18 protein-coding genes are annotated in these 19,381 nt (G+C 60.7%); 12 read left to right on the top strand and 6 right to left on the bottom strand.

Features of this window, described 5'->3' with window-relative positions; all coding sequences use genetic code 11:
• Positions 1-19 precede the first annotated feature (19 nt).
• From pepP to gcvH, 8 genes are all read left to right on the top strand, one after another.
• The gene (gene pepP / locus V5E99_RS01735; RefSeq protein ID WP_499800450.1) at positions 20-1,354 is read left to right on the top strand and encodes a Xaa-Pro aminopeptidase; all 1,335 of its coding nucleotides are present in this window, start codon (positions 20-22) and stop codon (positions 1,352-1,354) included.
• On the top strand, positions 1,351-2,538 hold the full coding sequence (gene ubiH, locus V5E99_RS01730) for a 2-octaprenyl-6-methoxyphenyl hydroxylase (protein WP_499800448.1): 1,188 nt from the start codon (positions 1,351-1,353) through the stop codon (positions 2,536-2,538). Before pepP ends, ubiH begins: the two co-directional genes overlap by 4 nt.
• A complete protein-coding gene (locus V5E99_RS01725) occupies positions 2,531-3,016 on the top strand; it encodes a DUF4442 domain-containing protein (RefSeq protein ID WP_499800447.1) in 486 nt (161 codons plus the stop codon). The genes ubiH and V5E99_RS01725 overlap by 8 nt, the downstream gene beginning before the upstream one ends.
• A 3-nt stretch (positions 3,017-3,019) precedes the next feature.
• The gene (locus tag V5E99_RS01720; RefSeq protein ID WP_499800445.1) at positions 3,020-4,243 is read left to right on the top strand and encodes a 2-octaprenyl-3-methyl-6-methoxy-1,4-benzoquinol hydroxylase; all 1,224 of its coding nucleotides are present in this window, start codon (positions 3,020-3,022) and stop codon (positions 4,241-4,243) included.
• 246 nt (positions 4,244-4,489) lie between these two features.
• Positions 4,490-5,494 carry an extracellular solute-binding protein gene (locus tag V5E99_RS01715; protein ID WP_499800444.1) on the top strand — a complete coding sequence of 335 codons (1,005 nt, stop codon included), beginning with the start codon at positions 4,490-4,492 and terminating at the stop codon, positions 5,492-5,494.
• A gap of 142 nt (positions 5,495-5,636) precedes the next feature.
• Complete coding sequence (locus V5E99_RS01710; RefSeq protein WP_499800443.1) at positions 5,637-7,253, top strand: ABC transporter permease; 1,617 nt, start codon at positions 5,637-5,639, stop codon at positions 7,251-7,253.
• A gap of 156 nt (positions 7,254-7,409) precedes the next feature.
• On the top strand, positions 7,410-8,492 hold the full coding sequence (gene gcvT / locus V5E99_RS01705; RefSeq protein ID WP_499800442.1) for a glycine cleavage system aminomethyltransferase GcvT: 1,083 nt from the start codon (positions 7,410-7,412) through the stop codon (positions 8,490-8,492).
• 51 nt (positions 8,493-8,543) lie between these two features.
• The gene (gene gcvH / locus V5E99_RS01700; protein WP_499800441.1) at positions 8,544-8,927 is read left to right on the top strand and encodes a glycine cleavage system protein GcvH; all 384 of its coding nucleotides are present in this window, start codon (positions 8,544-8,546) and stop codon (positions 8,925-8,927) included.
• 89 nt (positions 8,928-9,016) lie between these two features.
• Here gcvH and V5E99_RS01695 read toward each other — a convergent pair whose 3' ends face one another.
• Positions 9,017-10,156 carry a DegT/DnrJ/EryC1/StrS family aminotransferase gene (locus tag V5E99_RS01695; RefSeq protein ID WP_499800440.1) on the bottom strand — a complete coding sequence of 380 codons (1,140 nt, stop codon included), beginning with the start codon at positions 10,154-10,156 and terminating at the stop codon, positions 9,017-9,019.
• Between the two features lie 154 nt (positions 10,157-10,310).
• Here V5E99_RS01695 and gcvP point away from each other — a divergent pair, with 154 nt between their 5' ends.
• Positions 10,311-13,184 carry an aminomethyl-transferring glycine dehydrogenase gene (gene gcvP / locus V5E99_RS01690; RefSeq protein ID WP_499800439.1) on the top strand — a complete coding sequence of 958 codons (2,874 nt, stop codon included), beginning with the start codon at positions 10,311-10,313 and terminating at the stop codon, positions 13,182-13,184.
• Positions 13,185-13,371: 187 nt separating this feature from the next.
• Here gcvP and V5E99_RS01685 read toward each other — a convergent pair whose 3' ends face one another.
• The 3 genes from V5E99_RS01685 to V5E99_RS01675 all read right to left on the bottom strand — a co-directional run bounded on the left by V5E99_RS01685 (position 13,372) and on the right by V5E99_RS01675 (position 15,136).
• On the bottom strand, positions 13,372-13,689 hold the full coding sequence (locus V5E99_RS01685) for a DUF2388 domain-containing protein (RefSeq protein WP_123403978.1): 318 nt from the start codon (positions 13,687-13,689) through the stop codon (positions 13,372-13,374).
• A gap of 68 nt (positions 13,690-13,757) precedes the next feature.
• Positions 13,758-14,207: an NfeD family protein gene (locus V5E99_RS01680; RefSeq protein ID WP_499800438.1), complete on the bottom strand. Its 450-nt coding sequence runs from the start codon at positions 14,205-14,207 to the stop codon at positions 13,758-13,760.
• Positions 14,208-14,215: 8 nt separating this feature from the next.
• The gene (locus tag V5E99_RS01675) at positions 14,216-15,136 is read right to left on the bottom strand and encodes an SPFH domain-containing protein (RefSeq protein ID WP_499800437.1); all 921 of its coding nucleotides are present in this window, start codon (positions 15,134-15,136) and stop codon (positions 14,216-14,218) included.
• Between the two features lie 170 nt (positions 15,137-15,306).
• Between V5E99_RS01675 and V5E99_RS01670 the strand changes: the two genes are divergently transcribed.
• The gene (locus tag V5E99_RS01670) at positions 15,307-15,534 is read left to right on the top strand and encodes a hypothetical protein (RefSeq protein WP_499800436.1); all 228 of its coding nucleotides are present in this window, start codon (positions 15,307-15,309) and stop codon (positions 15,532-15,534) included.
• Positions 15,531-16,259, top strand: coding sequence for an ATPase (locus V5E99_RS01665; RefSeq protein WP_499800434.1), 729 nt, complete (start codon positions 15,531-15,533; stop codon positions 16,257-16,259). Before V5E99_RS01670 ends, V5E99_RS01665 begins: the two co-directional genes overlap by 4 nt.
• A 10-nt stretch (positions 16,260-16,269) precedes the next feature.
• Here the strand turns inward: V5E99_RS01665 and tfpB are convergent, their stop codons facing one another.
• Positions 16,270-18,054 carry a type IV pilus assembly ATPase TfpB gene (gene tfpB, locus V5E99_RS01660; RefSeq protein WP_499800433.1) on the bottom strand — a complete coding sequence of 595 codons (1,785 nt, stop codon included), beginning with the start codon at positions 18,052-18,054 and terminating at the stop codon, positions 16,270-16,272.
• Positions 18,055-18,168: 114 nt separating this feature from the next.
• A complete protein-coding gene (locus V5E99_RS01655) occupies positions 18,169-18,507 on the bottom strand; it encodes an ACT-like domain-containing protein (protein WP_499800431.1) in 339 nt (112 codons plus the stop codon).
• Between the two features lie 126 nt (positions 18,508-18,633).
• On the opposite strand from V5E99_RS01655, the gene V5E99_RS01650 reads away from it, so the two are divergent.
• The gene (locus V5E99_RS01650; RefSeq protein WP_109502952.1) at positions 18,634-19,104 is read left to right on the top strand and encodes an Lrp/AsnC family transcriptional regulator; all 471 of its coding nucleotides are present in this window, start codon (positions 18,634-18,636) and stop codon (positions 19,102-19,104) included.
• The last annotated feature ends 277 nt before the right edge of the window (positions 19,105-19,381 follow it).

The raw sequence follows: 19,381 nt of genomic DNA, 5'->3' as shown, positions 1-19,381 counted from the left end.
CAGGGAACGCCATCTGCCCATGATTCATATCCCGAAATCGGAATACAGCCGTCGCCGCAAGGCCTTGATGGCGCAGATGGAACCCAACAGCATCGCGATCCTGCCCGCCGCCGCCGTGGCCATCCGCAACCGCGACGTCGAGCACGTCTACCGTCAGGACAGCGATTTCCAGTACCTCAGCGGTTTCCCCGAGCCTCAAGCCGTCATCGTGCTGATGCCCGGCCGTGAGCACGGCGAATACCTGCTGTTTTGCCGCGAGCGCAATGCCGAACGAGAACTGTGGGACGGCCTGCGCGCCGGCCAGGAAGGCGCGATCCGCGACTTCGGCGCCGACGACGCGTTCCCCATCACTGATATCGACGACATCCTGCCGGGCCTGATCGAAGGGCGCGACCGGGTGTATTCGGCCATGGGCAGCAACCCGGAATTCGATCGGCACCTGATGGACTGGATCAACGTGATCCGCTCTAAAGCGCACCTCGGCGCCCAGCCGCCGAACGAATTCGTTGCCCTGGATCATCTGCTGCACGACATGCGCCTGTATAAATCGGCGGCAGAAGTGAAGGTGATGCGCGAAGCCGCACGGATTTCCGCCCAGGCGCATATCCGCGCGATGCAGGCCAGCCGCGCCGGTTTGCATGAGTTCAGCCTGGAAGCCGAGCTCGATTACGAGTTCCGCAAGGGCGGGGCGAAGATGCCGGCGTATGGCTCGATCGTCGCGTCGGGGCGCAACAGCTGCATCCTGCATTACCAGGAGAATGACGCGGTGCTCAAGGACGGCGATCTGGTGCTGATCGATGCCGGTTGCGAGATCGACTGCTACGCCAGTGACATCACCCGCACCTGGCCGGTCAACGGCAAATATTCAGTCGAACAGAAGGCGATCTACGAGCTGGTGCTGGCCTCGCAAGAAGCCGCATTCGCCGAAATCGCCCCGAACAAACACTGGAATCAGGCCCACGAAGCCACGGTCCGGGTGATCACCGCCGGTCTGGTGAAGCTGGGCCTGTTGCAGGGCGACGTTGACGAGTTGATTGCCAGCGAAGCCTATAAAGCGTTTTACATGCACCGCGCCGGCCACTGGCTGGGCATGGATGTGCATGACGTCGGCGAGTACAAGGTCGGCGGCGAATGGCGCGTGCTGGAGGTCGGCATGGCGCTGACCGTGGAGCCGGGCATCTACATCGCCCCGGACAACCCGAACGTGGCGAAGAAATGGCGCGGCATTGGCGTGCGCATCGAGGACGACGTGGTAGTGACCAAAACCGGTTGTGAAATCTTGACCAACGGCGTGCCGAAAACGGTCGCCGACATCGAGGCCTTGATGGCCCAAGCGCGGACACAAGCGGCATGAGTCGAGTCAATCTGGCAATCATCGGTGGCGGTCTGGTCGGCGCGAGTCTGGCGTTGGCGTTGCAGGCCGGGGCCAAGGCCCGCGGCTGGAAGATCATCCTGATCGAACCGTTCGCCCCCGGTGACACCTATCAACCGAGCTACGACGCCCGTTCTTCGGCGCTGTCCTACGGTGCCAAGCAGATTTACCAACGGCTGGGCGTGTGGCAGGACATCTCCCGCCGCGCCGAGCCGATCAAGCAGATTCATGTGTCCGACCGTGGGCGTTTTTCCACGGCGCGACTGTCGGCGATGGAAGAGGGCGTTCCGGCGCTGGGTTACGTGGTGGAAAACGCCTGGCTCGGCCAATGCCTCTGGCAAGGTCTGGACAAGGAAGTGGTCACATGGCGCTGCCCGGCGGAAGTCACCCGCATGGAACCCCTGACCGACGGCTATCGCCTGACCCTCAACGACGAAACCACGCTGGAATGCGACCTCGCGGTGCTCGCCGATGGCGGCCGTTCCGGTCTGCGCGAGCAACTGGGGATCGGCATCAAGGCGCGTCCGTACAACCAGAGTGCGCTGATCGCCAACATCACCCCGAGCGAAGCCCACAACGGCATGGCGTTCGAGCGGTTCACCGATGAAGGCCCGATGGCTTTGCTGCCATTGCCGGACAACCGTTGCGCCTTGGTCTGGACGCGCTTGGGCATGGACGCGCAGCGGTTGGCGGCCCTCGATGAAAAGAGCTTCCTCAGCGAGTTGCAAGGCGTGTTCGGTTATCGTCTCGGCACGTTGAAACAGGTCGGTGCGCGGCATTTGTACCCGCTGACCCTGATCGAAGCCGAAGAGCAGGTGCGTCCGCATCTGGCGATCCTCGGCAACGCGGCCCACAGCCTGCACCCGATTGCGGGCCAGGGTTTCAACCTGTCGTTGCGCGATGCCCAGGCCCTGGCCGATGCGTTGCTGGCCAGCGAGACTGCGCCGGGCGACTTCGCCACATTGCAGGCCTATCGCGAACGCCAGCGCATGGACCAGAACCTCACCGTCGGCTTCTCCGATCAGGTCACCCGGTTGTTCGGCAGTACCCAGCCGCTGGTGTCCCTGGGCCGCAACATCGGCCTGCTCGGCCTCGACCTGTTGCCGCCGGCCAAACGCTGGTTCGCCCGCCAGGCCATGGGTTTGGGTACGCGTCCAGATGCTTAAGTGGCTGACCGCAAAATTCGGCAAGGCGCGGTTGATGCGCTGGGTCATGACCTTCTACCCGCCTTACATCGGCGCCGGGGTTCGGGTTCGGCACATCAGCGATGATTTTCGTGACATCCAGGTGTCCATGGGCCTGGGCTGGTACAACCGCAATTACGTCGGCACCCAGTTTGGCGGCAGCCTGTATTCGATGGTCGACCCGTTCTACATGCTGATGCTGATGGAAAACCTCGGGCACCGTTACATCGTCTGGGACAAAGCGGCCGACATCGACTTTATTTCGCCGGGCAAAGGCCCGGTGTTCGCGCGCTTCAGCATCGACGAGACCTTGCTCGACGAGATCCGCCGGCAGACGGCGAATGGCGACAAATACCTGCCGCAGTTGCAGGTCGATATTCACGACGGCGCCGGCACTTTGGTGGCGCGGGTCGAAAAAACCCTTTACGTGCGGCTCAAGCCGCAAGCGAGACAGGCTTAAAGCATGGACATGCGCGCAGATCTGCTGATTGTCGGGGCCGGAATGGTCGGCAGCGCCCTGGCGCTGGCGTTGCAGGACAGTGGGCTGGAAGTCCTGCTGCTGGACGGCAGCCCGATGAGCGTCAAACCCTTCGATGCACACGCGACGTTTGAGCCGCGAGTCAGTGCCTTGTCGGCCGCCAGTCAGCGCATCCTTGAACGCCTCGGTGTGTGGGAAGGCATCGCCAACCGGCGCAGCAGCCCGTACACCGACATGCAGGTCTGGGATGGCAGCGGCACCGGGCAAATCCACTTCTCGGCGGCCAGTGTGCACGCCGAGGTGCTGGGGCATATCGTCGAAAACCGCGTGGTTCAGGATGCTTTGCTCGACCGCTTGCACGACTGCGATCTCGGGATGCTGGCCAACGCACGCCTGGAACAGATGCGCCGCTCCGGCGATGACTGGCTGCTGACCCTGGCCGATGGCCGCACCTTGCGCGCGCCGCTGGTGATTGCGGCGGACGGCGCCAACTCGGCGGTGCGGCGCCTGACCGGTGTCGCGACCCGTGAGTGGGACTATATGCACCACGCGATCGTGACCAGCGTGCGCAGCTCCAAACCCCATCAGATGACCGCTTGGCAGCGCTTTACCGATAACGGGCCGCTGGCGTTTTTGCCCTTGGAGCGCGACGGTCAGCAGGATTGGTGTTCGATCGTCTGGTCCACCACGCCGAGCGAAGCCGAACGCTTGATGGCACTGGATGACGAAAGCTTCTGCCGCGAGCTCGAACGGGCCTTTGAGGGTCGTTTGGGCACAGTGATCAGCGCCGATCCACGCCTGTGCGTGCCGCTGCGTCAGCGCCATGCCAAGCGTTACGTGGCTGAAGGCCTGGCGCTGATCGGCGATGCGGCGCACACCATCCACCCGTTGGCCGGGCAGGGCGTGAACCTGGGCTTTCTCGATGCCGCCGTTCTGGCCGAAGTGCTGCTGCAGGCGGCTGAGCGCGGGGAGCGCCTGGCGGACGTGAAAGTCCTCAGCCGTTACGAGCGTCGGCGCATGCCGCATAACCTGGCGCTGATGGCGGCGATGGAGGGCTTTGAACGGTTGTTCCAGGCCGATCCGCTGCCGGTGCGCTGGTTGCGTAATGCCGGGTTGAAGATGGTCGAGAAAATGCCCGAGGCCAAGGCGTTGTTTGTGCGTGAAGCGCTGGGCTTGACCGGGGATTTACCGGCGCTGGCCAAGGCCTGAGCCTTTCGCTGGGGCTGATGGCAACCATCCCCCGTAGGAGCTGCCGAAGGCTGCGATCTTTTGATCTTGCTTTTTAAGATCAAGATCAAAAGATCGCAGCCTTCGGCAGCTCCTACGGGGCAGTGATGAGCCCCGCCATTTTTGAGTCATGCAACATCTGGTAACTCCTCCGCGAACTGTTCGATTGAGAAGGTAAATGTGAGTCCTTATCATTTGGCCTCATTTTTCAATCGAGAGACCGCTCCCATGTTGGCACCGAAGCGTCTATTGACCGCACTGGCCCTGACCCTGATCGGCAGCACCGCCGCCCAGGCCGCCGACGAGGTGGTGGTCTACTCCTCGCGTATCGACGAGCTGATCAAGCCAGTCTTCGATGCCTACACCGCGAAAACCGGTGTGCAGGTGAAATTCATCACCGACAAGGAAGCGCCGCTGATGCAGCGCATCAAGGCCGAAGGCGAAAACGCCACCGCCGACCTGCTGCTCACCGTCGATGCCGGCAACCTCTGGCAGGCCGAGCAGATGGGCATCCTCCAGCCGTTCACCTCCAAGACCATCGACACCAACATCCCGCTGCAATACCGCGCGTCTTCTCACGCCTGGACCGGCCTGAGCCTGCGGGCGCGGACCATTGCCTACTCCACTGCGCGAGTGAAACCGGGCGAATTGACGACTTATGAAGGTTTGGCCGACAAGCAGTGGGAAGGTCGCTTGTGCCTGCGCACGGCGAAGAAGGTCTACAACCAGTCGCTGACCGCCACCATGATCGAAGTCCACGGCGCCGATAAAACCGAGCAGATCCTCAAGGGTTGGGTAAGCAACCTGTCCACCGACGTGTTCTCCGATGACATCGCGGTGCTGGAAGCGATCAACGCCGGGCAGTGCGACGTCGGTATCGTCAACACCTACTACTACGGCCGTCTGCACAAACAGAAGCCGGATTTGGCGGTGAAGCTGTTCTGGCCGAACCAGGGTGACCGTGGGGTGCACGTCAACCTGTCGGGTATTGGCCTGACCAAACACGCACCACACCCGGAAGCGGCCAAGGCGTTGGTGGAGTGGATGACCACGCCTGAGGCGCAGAAGATCTTTGCGGATGTGAACCAGGAATTCCCGGCCAACCCGGCGGTTGCACCTTCGGCGGAAGTGGCGAGCTGGGGCAAGTTTGTCGCCGATACGTTGCCGGTCGAGATTGCCGGCAAGCGTCAGGCCGAAGCGATTCGGATGATGGACCGGGCGGGCTGGAACTGAGTCTGCCGCTTTAAAGATCAAAAGATCGCAGCCTTCGGCAGCTCCTACGGGGTGTACATCATCCCAATGTAGGCGCTGCCGAAGGCTGCGATCTTTTTTGCGGTTAACACCTATTCTGTTGATTCACCCCTGAGAGCTTCCCTTGGCCCACCCCGCCCAACGCCGTTGGTATCCCCTGGTCTTCGCCATCGCCGCGCTGGTCCTTTTGCCCCTGAGCGTGCTGTTTCTCTCCTGGCAAACCATCGATCAACAGATCTGGTCCCACCTCTGGGACACCCAGATGCCACGCCTGCTGGGCAACACCCTGACCCTGGTACTCGGCGTCGGTGTCGGCGTGACGCTGTTGGGCGTGAGCCTGGCCTGGCTCACCAGCCTCTGTGAATTCCCTGGCCGGCGCTGGCTCGACTGGGCGCTGATGCTGCCGTTCGCGATTCCCGCCTATGTATTGGCCTTCGTCTTTGTCGGCCTGCTGGACTTCGCCGGCCCCGTGCAAACCTTGCTGCGTGAATGGTTTGGCGCCGGGCTGCGATTGCCGCGAGTGCGCTCTACGGGGGGCGTGATCCTCGTGCTGGTGCTGGTGTTTTATCCCTACGTTTACCTGTTGGCGCGCACCGCGTTCCTGGCCCAAGGCAAAGGGCTGATGGAAGCCGCCCGGGTGCTCGGGCAATCGCCGTGGCAAGCGTTCTGGCGGGTGGCATTGCCCATGGCGCGGCCGGCCATCGGCGCCGGCGTGGCATTGGCGTTGATGGAAACCCTGGCGGACTTCGGCGCGGTGTCGGTGTTCAACTTCGACACCTTCACCACGGCGATCTACAAAACCTGGTACGGCTTTTTCAGCCTCTCGACCGCCGCGCAACTGGCGAGCCTGTTGCTGCTGGTGGTGATGGTCGTGCTCTACGGCGAGCGCCGGGCCCGGGGTGCGAATCGTGCGAGCAACGAGCGGCCACGGGTCAAGGCGCTGTATCACCTGCGCGGTTTCAAGGCGTTGGCGGCGATGAGTTGGTGCGGGCTGGTGTTTGCCTGTGCTTTTGTCATTCCGATGCTGCAACTGATTGTGTGGTTCTGGCAACGCGGGCGTTTCGATCTGGACGAGCGTTACGCCGGGCTGATCGTCCACACCTTGTACCTGGGCGGCATGGCGGCATTGATCACCGTCAGCGTGGCCTTGCTGCTGGCGTTTGCCCGACGTCTGGCGCCGACCCGGGTGATCCGTTCCGGGGTCAGCCTGGCCAACCTCGGCTACGCCTTGCCCGGTTCAGTGCTGGCGGTGTCGATCATGCTGGCGTTCAGTTACCTGGACCGCGAACTGGTGATCCCGCTGTCGAGTTGGCTCGGCGGCGCGGGCAAGCCGTTGCTGCTGGGCAGCCTGTCGGCGTTGTTGCTGGCGTATCTGGTGCGCTTTATTGCGGTGGCGTACGGGCCGTTGGAAAGCAGTCTGGCGCGAATACGGCCTTCTTTGCCCGAAGCAGCACGTAGTCTTGGGGTCAGTGGGCCACGACTGTTTTTCAAAGTGTATCTGCCACTTTTGCTCCCTGGCACCTTGAGCGCTGCGTTGCTGGTGTTCGTCGATGTGCTCAAGGAAATGCCCGCCACCCTGCTGATGCGCCCGTTTGGCTGGGACACGCTGGCCGTACGCATCTTTGAAATGACCAGTGAAGGCGAGTGGGCGAGAGCATCGCTGCCAGCGCTGACCCTGGTTTTGGTCGGGCTGTTACCGGTCATCGGATTGATTCGACGTTCGGCGCATCGAAACGCCTAGGTGCCAGTCCTACACCATGCGGCTACAATGCGCGGCATTCGGTGCGGTCCGTCTGACAGATCAGGTAGCTGAAATCGGCTGTAGGCCTTCTATTTCAAGGCTTTCAACCCGTGCAGTGCCTGTCCGCACCCTCGCCACGCCCGGAAGGAGAAACCCATGGGACAGCGTACGCCTCTGTATGACCTTCATCTCGCCCTCGGCGCGAAGATGGTCGATTTTGGCGGTTGGGATATGCCATTGCATTACGGCTCGCAAGTCGAGGAACACCATCAGGTGCGCCGCGATTGCGGGGTTTTCGATGTATCCCACATGACCGTGATCGATGTCAGCGGCCCCCAGGCCAAGGCCTGGCTCCAGCATTTACTGGCCAATGATGTCGAACGCCTGCACAGCCCCGGCCGTGCGCTCTACAGCACCATGCTCAACGAGCGTGGCGGCATCGTCGATGACATGATCGTCTACCGTCTCGAGGACGGTTATCGCCTGGTGGTCAACGCTTCTACCCGGGATCAGGACCTGGCCTGGATGCAGGCGCATCTTGATGGCTTCGACGTAAAACTCCTGGAGCGTTCCGAGTTGGCGATGCTGGCCATTCAAGGCCCGCAAGCCCGGCACAAGATTGCCGAGCTGGTCACCCAGTCTCGCGGCAACCTGATCCAGATCCTCAAGCCTTTCGAAGGTCAGCCCGACGGCGACTGGTTCATTGCCCGTACCGGTTACACCGGCGAGGATGGTCTGGAAATCGTTTTGCCCGCCAGTCAGGCGCCCGGTTTCTTCAACGATCTGGTCGGCGCGGGCATTTCCCCGATCGGCCTCGGCGCCCGGGACACCCTGCGGGTCGAAGCCGGGATGAACCTCTACGGTCAGGACATTCATCAAGATGTCTCACCGCTGGCCTCCAATATGGCCTGGAGCATTGCCTGGGAACCGGCCACTCGCCGGTTCATCGGTCGCACAGCGCTGGAAGCCGAGCGGGCCGGTGGGGTGAAGCACAAACTGGTCGGTCTGGTCCTTGAAGAGCGCGGGGTTTTGCGTGCGCATCAAGTCGTCCGTATCGCCAATGTTGGCGAAGGGGAGATCACCAGTGGTAGTTTCTCTCCTACGCTTAGCAAGTCGATTGCACTGGCGCGCGTGCCGATGGCGACTGCCGACCGCGCAGAAGTGGAAATCCGTGGCAAGTGGTACCCGGTCCGAGTGGTCAAACCGACCTTCGTCCGCCATGGCAAAACATTGATTTAACCCTTTTCTGGCGGGCAACGACCGCTGACATTTTTCTTGAGGACACAGAACATGAGCGATATCCCTGCCGACCTGCGTTTTGCCGAAAGTCACGAATGGGCCCGCCTGGAAGCCGACGGCACCGTCACCGTGGGCATCAGCGATCACGCTCAGGAAGCCTTGGGCGATGTGGTGTTCGTTGAGCTGACCGAAGTCGGCACCGTGTTTGCCGCCGCCGATCAAGCCGGTGTGGTTGAGTCGGTTAAAGCCGCCTCCGACATCTACTCCCCGATTGCCGGTGAAGTGATTGCGGTCAACGAAGACTTGAGCGCCAGCCCGGAGTCGCTCAACTCCGACCCGTACGGCGCGTGGATCTTCAAGCTCAAGCCAAGCAACGCGGCTGATCTGGAAAAACTGCTCGACGCCGCCGGCTACAAAGCCGCTATCGGCGAATAATCTTCGCCCCGCGTAGGAGCTGCCGAAGGCTGCGATCTTTTGACTTTCTAGATCAAAAGATCGCAGCCTTCGGCAGCTCCTACGCTTGTTTACGGCTTCAGTACGGCTTTGACCGCTGCCACCGATCGCTCGACGTCTGCCTTAGTCATCGACGTAAACATCGGCAACGACACAATCAGGCGACCCACGCGCTCCGCCACCGGGAACATGCCTTCCTTGAACCCGCGTTCGCGGTAAAGACTCAGCAGGTGAATCGGCGGGTAGTGATAACCGATGCCGACGCCCAAGGCCTGCATCTGCTCCATGAACGTGGCCCGTGCCGGTTGGCCGTCCTGGCGCTCAGGCAGCACCAGTTGGAACAAGTGCCAGTTGCTGTTCTCGAAATCCGCCGGCGGCAGTTGCGCGCCGTATTGCGCTTCGAAATCCTCACCAAAACACGCGAAATAATGCCGGGCCAGCTCGCGGCGATGGGCTGTGATCGCTTCGATGTGCGCGAACTGCCCCAGGCCAATGGCCGCCGCCACATCGGTCATGTTGAACTTGCCGCCCAGCACGTCCACATCCAGACCATCGAAACCATTGCGGGTAACGCCCTGCAAACGGTACTTCTCCGCCAGTCGCACCTCCTCCGGCGTGTTCAGCACCAGACAACCGCCCTCTGACGAGGTGACGTTTTTGTTCGCCTGAAAACTGAATGACACGAAGTCGCCGGTGGCGCCGATGCGTTGGCCGTTCCAGCTCGAACCCAAGGCTTGCGCGGCGTCTTCGACAATCCGCAGGCCGTGTTTTTTGGCGATTGCATACAACCGGCTCATATCAACCGGCAAACCGGCCAGGTACACCGGGATGATCGCCTTGGTGCGCGGGGTGATCGCGGCTTCCAGTTGATCGAGGTCGATATTGCGGGTGACCGGATCGATGTCGGCAAACACCGGCGTGGCGCCCACTTCCAGAATCACGTTGGCGGTGGCGACCCAGGAAATCGGCGTGGTGATCACCTCATCCCCCGGCCCGATGCCGGCGATGCGCAGGGCGATTTCCAAGGTGCAGGTGCCGGAATTGAACGTGCGCACCGGGCGCCCGCCGAAGAACTCCGAGAGTTGCGCTTCAAAGGCCTGGACCTTGGGGCCGCTGGTGATCCAGCCCGAACGCAATACATCACCGACCGCCGCAATCGTGGCTTCGTCGATGACGGGTTTGGAAAACGGCAGAAATGGCAGTTGGCTCATAAACAGTAGACACCCGATAGCGGACGTTAGGGAGACGGCGAACATGATGAGCCGGATCGAGCGGCGGCGCCACGCCATCCGCTCGGGTATCGACTGCTATGCTGGTTTGACCGTGTTGCATCGACGCTGAGCGCCAGTCAAGAGAGAGCCCGTCATGTCCCAGTTGCCGTCCTTGAGTCAGTTACGCGACCCCAATGCTTTCCTGCGCCGCCACTTGGGCCCCGATGCCGCCGAGCAGCAGGCGATGCTCGACAGCCTCGGCCTGGGTAGCCGGGTCGAGCTGATCGAGCAGACCGTACCGCCGGGCATTCGCCTCAACCGTGAACTGGACCTGCCGCCGGCCCTCGACGAGGAGGCTGCGCTGGCCAAGCTGCGCGGCTATGCCGAACAGAACCAGGTCTGGACCAGCCTGATCGGCATGGGCTATCACGGCACCCTGACGCCTACCGTTATCTTGCGCAACGTCCTGGAAAATCCCGGTTGGTACACCGCATACACGCCGTATCAGCCGGAGATTGCCCAGGGCCGGCTCGAAGCGTTGCTCAATTTCCAGCAACTGACCATCGACCTTACCGGCCTGGAATTGGCCAACGCCTCGCTGCTGGACGAAGCCACGGCGGCGGCGGAAGCCATGGCCCTGGCCAAGCGCGTAGCCAAGTCCAAGAGCAATCTGTTTTTCGTCGATGAGAACTGCCATCCACAGACCATTTCCGTGGTCCGCACCCGGGCCGAAGGCTTCGGTTTCGAGTTGATCGTCGACGCTGTGGATAACTTGAAGCAGCACCCGGTGTTCGGCGCGTTGCTGCAATACCCCGACACCCACGGCGAGATCCGCGATCTGCGGCCGTTGATCGATCACCTGCATGCCCAGCAGGCGTTGGCCTGTGTCGCGACCGATCTGCTGAGCCTGTTGTTGCTGACACCGCCGGGGGAATTGGGCGCCGACGTGGTGTTCGGTTCGTCCCAGCGCTTTGGCGTGCCCATGGGTTACGGCGGCCCGCATGCGGCTTTTTTTGCCAGTCGCGATGAGTACAAACGGGCGATTCCGGGGCGAATCATTGGCGTGTCAAAGGACGCTCGCGGCAACGTCGCCCTGCGCATGGCCCTGCAAACCCGCGAGCAACATATTCGCCGGGAGAAGGCCAACTCGAACATCTGCACCGCTCAGGTGTTGCTGGCCAATATCGCCAGTTTCTACGCGGTCTATCACGGGCCGGAAGGGCTGAAACGGATTGCCCAGCGTGTGCATCGGCTGACTTGCATCCTCGCCACCGGCCTGGAGCGCCACGGCATTACCCGCCTCAACAGGCATTTTTTCGACACCCTGACCCTGGAGGTCGGCGGCGCCCAGACCGCGATCATCGAAAGCGCCCAGGCCGCGCAGATCAATGTGCGCATTCTCGGGCGCGGGCAATTGGGCCTGAGCCTCGATGAAACCTGCGACGAAACCACGGTGACGAAGCTGTTTGATGTGTTCCTCGGTGCCGATCATGGGCTCAACGTCGACGAACTTGACGCCGAAACCCTGGTTTCCGGCATTCCCGAGGGCTTGCTGCGCACCACGCCTTACCTGCGTCACCCGGTGTTCAGCGCCCATCACAGCGAAACCGAGATGCTGCGCTACCTCAAGCAACTGGAGAACAAAGACCTGGCGCTGAACCAGTCAATGATCCCGCTGGGCTCCTGCACCATGAAACTCAACGCCACCAGCGAGATGATCCCCATCACCTGGCCGCAATTCGCCAACCTGCATCCGTTTGTTCCGAGGGAGCAGGCTGTGGGTTACGCGCTGATGATTGAGGAACTGGAGCGCTGGCTCTGCGCGATCACCGGTTTCGACGCGATCTGCATGCAGCCCAACTCCGGCGCCCAAGGCGAATACGCCGGGCTGCTGGCGATCCGCAAATACCACGAGAGTCGCCATCAGGGCGCTAGGGATATCTGTCTGATCCCGTCCTCGGCCCACGGCACCAACCCGGCCTCGGCGCAAATGTCCGGGATGCGGGTGGTGATCGTCGAGTGCGATGAGGCGGGTAACGTCGATCTGGAGGACCTGAAAGACAAAGCCTCAGCGGCGGGGGACAAACTCGCTTGCCTCATGGCGACGTATCCCTCGACCCACGGTGTGTATGAGGAAGGCATCAGCGAGATCTGTGAAGTTATCCACAACCACGGCGGTCAGGTTTACATGGATGGCGCCAACCTCAACGCCCAGGTCGGTTTGGCGCGGCCGGCGGACATCGGCGCCGACGTGTCCCATATGAACCTGCACAAAACCTTTTGCATTCCCCACGGTGGTGGCGGACCGGGCATGGGGCCGATTGGCGTGCGCGCGCACTTGGCGCCGTTCGTGGCCAATCACCCGGTGGTGCCGATCGACGGGCCGCAACCACAGAACGGCGCGGTCAGTGCCGCGCCGTGGGGCAGTGCGAGCATTCTGCCGATCAGTTGGATGTACGTCGCCATGATGGGGCCGCAACTCGCGGATGCCAGTGAAGTGGCGATCCTGGCGGCGAATTACCTGGCGCAGCATTTGTCCGGTGCCTTCCCTGTGCTCTACACCGGGCGTAACGAGCGGGTGGCCCATGAATGCATTCTGGATCTGCGGCCGCTCAAGGCGTTGACTGGCATCAGCGAAGAGGACGTGGCCAAGCGTCTGATGGATTACGGCTTCCATGCGCCGACCATGTCCTTTCCGGTGCCGGGAACCTTGATGGTCGAACCGACCGAGAGTGAATCCAAGGCTGAACTGGACCGGTTTATCGGCGCGATGCTGAGCATCCGCGCCGAAATCACCGAAGTGCAAAACGGTAACTGGGACGCCGAGGACAACCCGTTGAAGCGCGCCCCGCATACCCTGGCCGATATCACCGGGGTCTGGGAGCGGCCCTACAGCATTGAGCAAGCGGTGACGCCGGATGCACACACCAAGGCGCACAAGTATTGGCCAGCGGTGAACCGGGTGGATAACGTCTACGGCGACCGCAATCTGTTCTGCGCTTGCGTTCCGGTGGATGATTACCGCTGAGCAAGATCAAAAGATCGCAGCCTTCGGCAGCTCCTACAGAGCAATGCAATCCCATGTAGGAGCTGCCGAAGGCTGCGATCTTTGCTTTTGGGTTTTGGCATCGGCAGCTATAGGAAAGTGCAGTGCAGTTTTCCCGGCCCATAAAAAATGCCGCTCAGATGAGCGGCATTTTTCACATCGGTAAAGCTTAGTCCGAAGCGACGGCATTCTTCGCCAGGATCGCATTCGCCAGTTCCATGTCCGTGGCTTGCAGGCCCGGGTTGTCGGCGCGGACTTTCTGCATCGCGGCTTCCAGGTAAGGGCCACGGATGCCGCCGTCACTGGCGACAAAGCTGCCGGCATCGTCCTGGGCCGCGACGATCAGCTTGTGATCCTTGAAGGTCAGGTAGGTCGAACCGGTGGTGGCACCGGACGAAATGACGTTACGCCAAAAGCTGTCGGCCATCGCTGAACCAACGGGCAGGGACAGCAAGGCAAGGGTAGCGACAGCAAGTTTGAGACGCATGATGGGTGACTCCACTGAGTTAACTACGGGGTTTGATCGCCATTTACCCAATCGAGTTCCATGACCGCTCAGTCCGCCGGTTCCACCAGCAGAATCGCCCCTTGCTGGCTGATCACCCGCACCCGGCTGCCCAGCGCGGCGTCCGGCCCGCGAGCCATCCACACGCCATCGGCGACCTTGATCTTGCCCCGGCCATCGATAATCGCTTCATGCACCACAAAGGTTTTGCCGATCAGTTCCTGGCCTCGAAGATTCAGGTTGGGCTGGTCGCTCTGCCTCACGGCGCTGCGCTGGCGTCGCCACCAGTACAGAGCGGTGGCAATCGACAGCAGGCCGAACAGCAAAAACTGCATTTCCCAGGACAGGCCGGGCAGCACAAAGGTCAGCACGCCAACCGCTGCCGCCGCCAAGCCAATCCACAGCAGATAGCCACCGGCGCCGAACACTTCAAGAATCAGCAGCACTGTGCCGAGCCCCAGCCAGTCCCAGAACGACAAATGTTGCAGGAATGCCCACATGGCGCGCCTCAGGCTTTCTTGTTATCGAAGGTGGCCTTGACGATTTCGCCGATGCCGCCGACCGCGCCGATCATCGAACTGGCCTCCAGCGGCATCAGGATCACTTTGCTGTTGTTGGCCGAGGCCAGTTTGCCCAGCGCATCGATGTATTTTTGCGCGACGAAGTAGTTCACCGCCTGCACGTTGCCGTTGGCGATGGCTTCAGACACCACTTTGGTGGCCTGGGCTTCGGCCTCGGCCTGACGCTCCCGGGCTTCGGATTCGAGGAACGCCGCCTGACGGCCACCTTCGGCTTCGAGGATCTGCGCCTGTTTCTTGCCTTCGGCGGTCAGGATCGCGGCGGCTCGCAGGCCTTCGGCTTCGAGGATTTGCGCACGCTTGATCCGCTCGGCTTTCATCTGGCCAGACATCGCGGCCATCAAATCTGCCGGCGGGCTGATGTCCTTGATTTCGATCCGGGTGATCTTGATGCCCCACGGCGCCGTGGCTTCATCCACCGTGCGCAGGAGTTTTTCGTTGATACCGTCACGCTGGCTGAGCATCGCGTCCAGCTCCATCGAACCGAGTACGGTACGGATATTGGTTTGCAGCAGGTTGCGAATGGCGTGTTCGAGGTTGTTCACCTCGTAGGCGGCCTGGGCCGTGTTGACCACCTGGAAGAAGCACACGGCGTCGATCTGCACCGTGGCGTTGTCGGCGGTGATGACTTCCTGGGGCGGAATATCCAGCACGCTTTCCATGACATTCATCTTGCGACCAATGCGGTCCACGATCGGAATGATGATGTTCAGCCCGGGCTTGAGGGTGTTGGTGTAACGGCCGAAACGCTCGACCGTCCACTGGTAACCCTGGGGCACCACCTTGAAACCCATGAACAGAATGGCGACGACCAGGCCGACGAAGAGTAAAAGCACACTACCGATCTGCATAACGATTCCCTGTTGAAGTGTGGATCAATGAAATGGCGATGTTTCTGAGTGTAAGGGCAAAAGCCTCACAGGGCTGTACCTGGGAAATCTCATCCATCGCAAAATGTAACCATGTCTGGCAAACGGTTGAATGAATCAGCTATTTTGAAAGCCTGATTGAGGAAGAAAACATGATCACGCAAGAGAAAACGCTGTGCTATCTGGAGTCGCATATACCTGAAATGGCGGCGTCGGCCGTTACTCAGGCGTATTGGCAAGCGCTGGCGTCCGGCAACGCTGTACTGGAAAGTGAAAATGGTGCGCTTTATGAGATTTCCCCGGATGGCTCTCGGAAAAAACTGAAAAACATTGCAGCTCCAACCACCGTCGTCCGCGGTGAAAAGCGGCGCTTGAAATGACAGCAGTACCCCGGATGCGCATGTTCGCTGGACCGAATGGCTCCGGTAAAAGCACTATCAAGTCAGTCATAGGGCCTGAGCTTCTTGGGATCTATATCAATCCGGATGAGATTGAGAAGGACATCCGTGATACCGGCTTTCTTGATCTGAAAAAGTATGGTGTGAGTGACACCGGTCAGGCGCTATTGAGCTTTTTCAGTCAATCGACATTGCTGGAGAACGCAGGCTTGGTGATCGAGTCTCAACAGGTCCGGCTAAATCACGATGTAGTGGATTTTTCCGGGATTACGGTCAACTCCTACTACGCCTCTGTGGTATCGGATTTCCTGCGGCACAAGCTCTTGGACAGAGGCGCGTCGTTTACCTTCGAAACTGTCATGTCCTCCCCCGATAAAGTGGCGCTGCTGTGTAAGGCTCAAGAAAAAGGTTTTCGAACCTATCTCTACTTTGTGGCCACGGATGATCCACTAATCAATATTTCCCGCGTTCAAAACAGGGTTCGTCTTGGCGGTCATCCTGTGCCGGAAGATAAGATTGTTAGCCGTTATGCCCGCTCTCTCGATCTGCTTCTTGACGCCATTCGCTTTAGCGATCGTGCCTACATCTTCGATAACTCCAGCCACGAAAGTACCTGGTTGGCGGAAGTCACCAATGGCGAGGATCTGGAGTTGAGAACAGAGCAAATCCCAGCCTGGTTCAAGTTGGCAATCTGGGACAAGCTCTGAGTCGATAGACTTACTTTTGCTCACTCTGCGGCGTCACCCGCAACACCTCCTCAATCGTGGTCAGCCCCGCCGCGACTTTCTGCGCTCCCGACAACCGCAAGCTGCGCATGCCTTCCTTGAACGCCTGACGCCGAACCGCCAGCAAGTCGGTGTCGGGGGTGATCAGCGCTTTGACGCTGTCGGTCAGTTGCATGATTTCGTAGACCCCGGCGCGGCCGCGATAGCCGGTGTCGCGGCATTCCAGGCAACCGATGGCGCGTTGGGCGTTGGTCGGCAGCGGTGCTTGCCAGGGGCGGGTCAGGGTTTGCCAATCGTCTTCGCCCAGGGTCAGCGGCGCCTTGCAATGCGGGCACAAGGTGCGCACCAGCCGTTGGGCCATGACCCCGAGCACCGTAGCTTTGATCAGGTAATGCGGCACGCCGAGTTCCAGCAAACGGCTGATGGCGCTCGGTGCGTCGTTGGTGTGCAGGGTCGAGAGCACGAGGTGGCCGGTGAGCGCAGCCTGGATCGCCATTTCGGCGGTTTCGAGGTCGCGGATCTCGCCGATCATGATGATGTCCGGGTCTTGCCGCATCAGCGCGCGCACGCCGGCAGCGAAGGTCAGGTCGATGTTGTGCTGGACCTGCATCTGGTTGAAGGCTGGCTCGACCATTTCAATCGGGTCTTCGATGGTGCAGAGATTGACCTCTGAGGTCGCCAGTTTTTTCAGCGTTGTATAGAGCGTGGTGGTCTTGCCCGAACCGGTCGGCCCGGTCACCAGGATGATGCCGTTGGGCTGGCGGGTCATGTCCTGCCAGCGGCGCAGGTCATCGGTGGAGAAGCCCAGTTGATCGAAGTCCTTGAGCAGCACTTCCGGGTCGAAGATCCGCATGACCATTTTTTCGCCGAACGCCGTGGGCAAGGTCGATAGCCGCAGTTCGACTTCGCCGCCGTCCGGGGTCTTGGTCTTGACCCGGCCATCCTGGGGTTTGCGTTTTTCCGCGACGTTCATCCGGCCCAGGCTTTTCAGGCGGCTGACGATGGCCATGGTCACCTGGGGCGGGAATTGATAGACGTTGTGCAGCACGCCGTCGATGCGAAACCGCACGGTGCCTTGCTCGCGCCTGGGTTCGATGTGGATATCACTGGCGCGCTGCTGGAACGCGTACTGGAACAGCCAATCGACGATGTTGACGATGTGCGCGTCGTTGGCGTCCGGCTCCTGGTCGCTGGCGCCGAGGTTGAGCAGTTGTTCGAAGTTACCGAGGGTGCTGGTCTGTTGATCGGCGTTAGTCGCGCCGGTCACCGATTTGGCCAAGCGGAAAAACTCCACGCTGAAGCGCTGGATGTCCGCCGGGTTGGCCACCACGCGTTTGATCGGCAGCTTCAGCACGTGGGTCAGGTCGGCTTCCCAGCCTGTGACGTAGGGCTGGGCGCTGGCCACGGTCACGGCGTCGCGATCGATGGAAACCGCGAGAATCTTGTGGCGCTGGGCGAAGGCGTAGGACATCAGCGGCGTGATGGCCGCGACGTTGATCTTCAGTGGATCGATGCGCAAATAAGGCTGGCCGGCCTGTTGCGACAGCCACAGGGTCAGGCTTTCCAGGTCGAGGTGTTTGCCGGGACGGCTGAGGTCGTCGAGGTGCTGTCCGGCAATAAACTCCAGCGGGTGCAACTGGCCATTGGCGGCATGCCGGCGTCGGGCGTTGAGCGCGAGTTCGGCCGAATCCTGATTGATAAAGCCCTGGGCGACCAGTTCTCGCAGCAAATCATTGAGATCCAGCCAGCGGTCCTGAGTGGCAAGTTGAACGGACATGCGGGTTCCTTATGAACATTCCTGCAAACAGCGATCTAGACCGCAGTGTGCAAAGGATAGTCGCGGACCCGCAGACCGTTGGGCCACTACCCGACGAAGCCGTTTCCAGTTCTTTCAGCCCACTGCCTGTGCCTGTTCATCCCACGTCGCATCGGCACTTTGCAGGTTCACCGAGCAGACGCTGATCAGGTTACGCAGTTTTTCCGCGATCACTTCGGCACGGTGCCAGCTCAGGCCGTCGATCACGATATCGACCGACAGCAAATCGTCCATGCGCTGCACGTTGACTTGCTCCGGAGTCAAAAACTGCAAGGCGAACAGGTTGAGTGCGCGGCACAGCACATCCGGTTCGGCTTCGGCCAGCAGTTGGTACTGCACGCGGCAATGGGCATTGCTGACATTCCACACATCGGCGCGGGTCGGCGGGGTGTTTACGGCTTCAAGGTGCGGCATGGTCGGTCTCCAAAATCATTGGAGGAATTTTTACATTCGGCGCCGGGCATTTCTTGGCTATGATCGGGCGTAATGGCGATTTATCGAATCGTTTGATCCAACAAGTCATCAACCAAAGGTTTTTTTATGCACGCCGAGCTGGATGGCTACGACCGCAAGATTCTCGCGTTGCTGCAAGAGGACGCTTCGCTTTCCAGTGCGCAGATCGCCGAGCAGGTCGGGCTGTCGCAGTCGCCGTGCTGGCGGCGGATTCAGCGGATGAAGGAGGAGGGGATCATTCGCGGTCAGGTGACGTTACTCGATCGCAAGAAAATCGGCCTGAACACGCAGATCTTTGCCGAGATCAAACTCAACGCCCACGGGCGTTCGAACTTCACCGAGTTCACCGAGGCGATTCGCGGTTTTCCCGAAGTGCTGGAGTGTTATGTGCTGATGGGGTCGGTGGATTTTTTGCTGCGGATTGTGACGGCGGACATCGAGGCGTATGAGCGGTTTTTCTTCGAGAAGCTGTCGATGGTGCCGGGGATTCAGGAAGTGAACTCGATCGTGGCGCTGTCGGAGATCAAGTCCACGACGAGTTTGCCGGTGTTGCGGTAAAGCAAAAGATCGCAGCCTTCGGCAGCTCCTACAGGGGAATGTGTACACCCGTAGGAGCTGCCGAAGGCTGCGATCTTTTGGCGGTATTACATACGCAACAACATTCTCCAGTTACGGTTCTGATACACCGCAATGGCTTACGGCAGCTCCTGCAGGGGAATGTGTACACCCGTAGGAGCTGCCGAAGGCTGCGATCTTTTGGCGGTATTACATACGCAGCAACATTCTCCAGGCACGGTTCTGATACACCGCAATGGCTTACGGCAGCTCCTACAGG

It is taken from the genome of Janthinobacterium sp. LPB2021202312-11-4 (genome assembly GCF_037049705.1).
GTDB lineage: Bacteria > Pseudomonadota > Gammaproteobacteria > Pseudomonadales > Pseudomonadaceae > Aquipseudomonas.
This window is presented reverse-complemented; position numbering and strand designations above follow the sequence as displayed.

What these genes read in the sequence shown, in the direction of transcription:
- ubiH (WP_499800448.1), top strand. Translation starts at nt 1,351, where the DNA reads ATGAGTCGAGTCAATCTGGCAATCATCGGTGGCGGTCTGGTCGGCGCG.
- pepP (WP_499800450.1), top strand. Translation starts at nt 20, where the DNA reads ATGATTCATATCCCGAAATCGGAATACAGCCGTCGCCGCAAGGCCTTG.
- gcvH (WP_499800441.1), top strand. Translation starts at nt 8,544, where the DNA reads ATGAGCGATATCCCTGCCGACCTGCGTTTTGCCGAAAGTCACGAATGG.
- V5E99_RS01655 (WP_499800431.1), bottom strand. Translation starts at nt 18,507, where the DNA reads ATGCCGCACCTTGAAGCCGTAAACACCCCGCCGACCCGCGCCGATGTG.
- V5E99_RS01670 (WP_499800436.1), top strand. Translation starts at nt 15,307, where the DNA reads ATGATCACGCAAGAGAAAACGCTGTGCTATCTGGAGTCGCATATACCT.
- V5E99_RS01715 (WP_499800444.1), top strand. Translation starts at nt 4,490, where the DNA reads ATGTTGGCACCGAAGCGTCTATTGACCGCACTGGCCCTGACCCTGATC.
- tfpB (WP_499800433.1), bottom strand. Translation starts at nt 18,054, where the DNA reads ATGTCCGTTCAACTTGCCACTCAGGACCGCTGGCTGGATCTCAATGAT.
- V5E99_RS01720 (WP_499800445.1), top strand. Translation starts at nt 3,020, where the DNA reads ATGGACATGCGCGCAGATCTGCTGATTGTCGGGGCCGGAATGGTCGGC.
- V5E99_RS01665 (WP_499800434.1), top strand. Translation starts at nt 15,531, where the DNA reads ATGACAGCAGTACCCCGGATGCGCATGTTCGCTGGACCGAATGGCTCC.
- V5E99_RS01650 (WP_109502952.1), top strand. Translation starts at nt 18,634, where the DNA reads ATGCACGCCGAGCTGGATGGCTACGACCGCAAGATTCTCGCGTTGCTG.
- V5E99_RS01675 (WP_499800437.1), bottom strand. Translation starts at nt 15,136, where the DNA reads ATGCAGATCGGTAGTGTGCTTTTACTCTTCGTCGGCCTGGTCGTCGCC.
- V5E99_RS01685 (WP_123403978.1), bottom strand. Translation starts at nt 13,689, where the DNA reads ATGCGTCTCAAACTTGCTGTCGCTACCCTTGCCTTGCTGTCCCTGCCC.
- V5E99_RS01680 (WP_499800438.1), bottom strand. Translation starts at nt 14,207, where the DNA reads ATGTGGGCATTCCTGCAACATTTGTCGTTCTGGGACTGGCTGGGGCTC.
- gcvP (WP_499800439.1), top strand. Translation starts at nt 10,311, where the DNA reads ATGTCCCAGTTGCCGTCCTTGAGTCAGTTACGCGACCCCAATGCTTTC.
- V5E99_RS01725 (WP_499800447.1), top strand. Translation starts at nt 2,531, where the DNA reads ATGCTTAAGTGGCTGACCGCAAAATTCGGCAAGGCGCGGTTGATGCGC.
- V5E99_RS01695 (WP_499800440.1), bottom strand. Translation starts at nt 10,156, where the DNA reads ATGAGCCAACTGCCATTTCTGCCGTTTTCCAAACCCGTCATCGACGAA.
- gcvT (WP_499800442.1), top strand. Translation starts at nt 7,410, where the DNA reads ATGGGACAGCGTACGCCTCTGTATGACCTTCATCTCGCCCTCGGCGCG.